Below are 2,264 nucleotides of genomic sequence, written 5' to 3'. Positions count from 1 at the left end.
CTGCACCGCAAGCAAACACTTGTTTGCAGTATTTTGAATTGAAATACCCTCACTAGCGATAAATGCTATTACCTTTGAGCCATCACTTGAACTGCTTGTATGTGCTAAACGAATAAGGATAAGCTAGCTAAGAAGTGGCTGTCCTTCCTTAGCCGTTAGACCCAAGGGTAAGAGAAGATAGGAAACTTCCTGAACTTAGTACGAAAGAGTTAAACGAGCTTCGAGAAAAAAAAGGATTGCCTAGGCTAACCCCTGACGTAAACTTTTAAAAATTCTGGTACAAATTTAGGAAATATTTTATGACATATTTTTATGAGCCCGAGGACGAAGATGACTTCACTCAGATGTTAATAGAAGATGAAGGCATATCCTACATTAAGCATTACAGAGCAAAGAAAAGTGATGATATCGTCCCATTACTCAGCCCAATAAGGTATAGAAGCAATGACTCATTCTTTGTAAGATCTAAAGGTTTTGATACTCGAGAAGTTTCAAATTTGTTCTGGGAGTACTACAAAGTATACTTTCCAAAAACCAAAGAAGCCAATGCTAAAATCTGGATATCTGACGAACTAATTTGGTATGAGATAAAAATAGAATTCGGACACGACCTGTTAGATTCGCTAAACTTTTATGAAGATCAATATGACATAATGTCAACTCTCGAAGAAGGTTAAGTCTTATTTTTCGTTGATCCTTTTGAAGCACCGCGAGCTATTGTTGAACTTTGTGTCTATTTTATGTATATACCGAAAGAAACTTCTTACAATAAAGATGCAGCGTTCCGAGATTTAATAGAAATACTAAATCAGTTCCTAAGCCCGATAAGCATCAAAGAAGCAGAGAGGGAAATAGAATTATCAATCCAATCGGGCGACCCTCTAAGGGTTCGGGAGAGATTACCGAATTATATTCCTAACCTAAGTAAAATAGAAATAAAGAAAAGACTGACAAACAAAGATTTGAGGTTGTTAGACAAACTATTATTTTTCTACCCATAGAAAAGAGACTGTAAAAAATTGTGTAACTGCCTGTTATTAAGACCGTGTTAGGGGCCCTGATTAAGAGCCAGGGAAAGATTATGTGTATTAGTTCAGCAAAACACTTGCTTACCGTATTGTTAATTGAATACCTCCAATAACGAGGAATGCTGTTACCTTTGAGCCGCTAGTTGAACTGCTAGTATGTGCTAAACGAATAAGGATAAGCTAGCTAAGAAGCTGCTGTCCTGTCCTCCCTAATGTTGGAGACGGACCTGTACACCATTGGAATTATAACAAGATACTATATCCTCAAGATCTTGTTGACCCATGAAATTTGATTATGACTAGGGACCGATCTCACCATATGGAAATCCATAGAGCAATAACATCTGGACACATAACCAAGAGCCCAATAAAATCTGAACACGCAAGAAAAATTGAAAACCACGTCAGTCTAATTTCCAAAGTACCTGACTAATAAAAGAGTATAGCTGTAATATTTAATAGGATAAATCTATGAACGCTATGTCAAAAGAAGAAGCCATTGTTGTTACAAGGAGTTTGAATTTACCTGATGTGGTATTTAAAATAATTGATGACAAAGTACCAGATAAATTAGTAAATTACTTTTCAACCCCAATGGTTTTTGATTTAACCAGTAAGGAACAAGCAGAATATGGGTTTGGAAAAATCTTGCCCCTATGGTCAACCTCTAATGGAGACATAGTTTTTGCTTACGACTTTTTCAAAGATGACTACTTTTCCTTCAACTGGAGTGGAGATGTCATGAAAAGGTTCCCTAGTTGGAATGAACTTATTAGTGATAGTATTTCTCGAGTTATGGAGATCACATGGGATGAACAATCCGAGGATGAAATCTTCCAGTTACTCACAGATATATTTACTCCCTTCGAAATAAAAGATATTAATTCTATTTTCCAAAAAATACTGAAATAAATGACCATTTAAAAATCTGTTAAAATATACAGGACACCCACCAAAATTTGACAGAAGTCGCCTTTCAACTTTTACTTAAAAAGTGACTTTTTGACTAGGAGGGTGTCATGACCCTACCTCGAAAACAGCTCATTTAGTGCTGAATCTACGCCCTACTATCACGTCACGAAATATACAGGACAGCCATCACCTTTTAACTAACACTTAAAAGGTGATTTTTCTCTAGGAGGGTGTCATGGCGCCAGGGCGCGAGCATACTTTGGTTAATTTATAGCCCAAAGAAGACTTGCGCTCTATAATCATCGCACCAACCAGCTTTTTTAA

2 protein-coding genes are annotated in these 2,264 nt (G+C 36.7%); both read left to right on the top strand.

Features of this window, described 5'->3' with window-relative positions; all coding sequences use genetic code 11:
• Positions 1-299 precede the first annotated feature (299 nt).
• Positions 300-677 carry a hypothetical protein gene (locus D1Z90_RS20385; RefSeq protein ID WP_119912609.1) on the top strand — a complete coding sequence of 126 codons (378 nt, stop codon included), beginning with the start codon at positions 300-302 and terminating at the stop codon, positions 675-677.
• Between the two features lie 822 nt (positions 678-1,499).
• The gene (locus D1Z90_RS20375) at positions 1,500-1,940 is read left to right on the top strand and encodes a hypothetical protein (RefSeq protein WP_119912607.1); all 441 of its coding nucleotides are present in this window, start codon (positions 1,500-1,502) and stop codon (positions 1,938-1,940) included.
• The last annotated feature ends 324 nt before the right edge of the window (positions 1,941-2,264 follow it).

It is taken from the genome of Motilimonas pumila, assembly GCF_003596335.1.
Classification (GTDB): Bacteria; Pseudomonadota; Gammaproteobacteria; order Enterobacterales; family CBDFNC01; genus Motilimonas; species Motilimonas pumila.
Note: the sequence above shows the minus strand (reverse complement) of the source record. Positions and strands in the feature narration are given on the sequence as shown.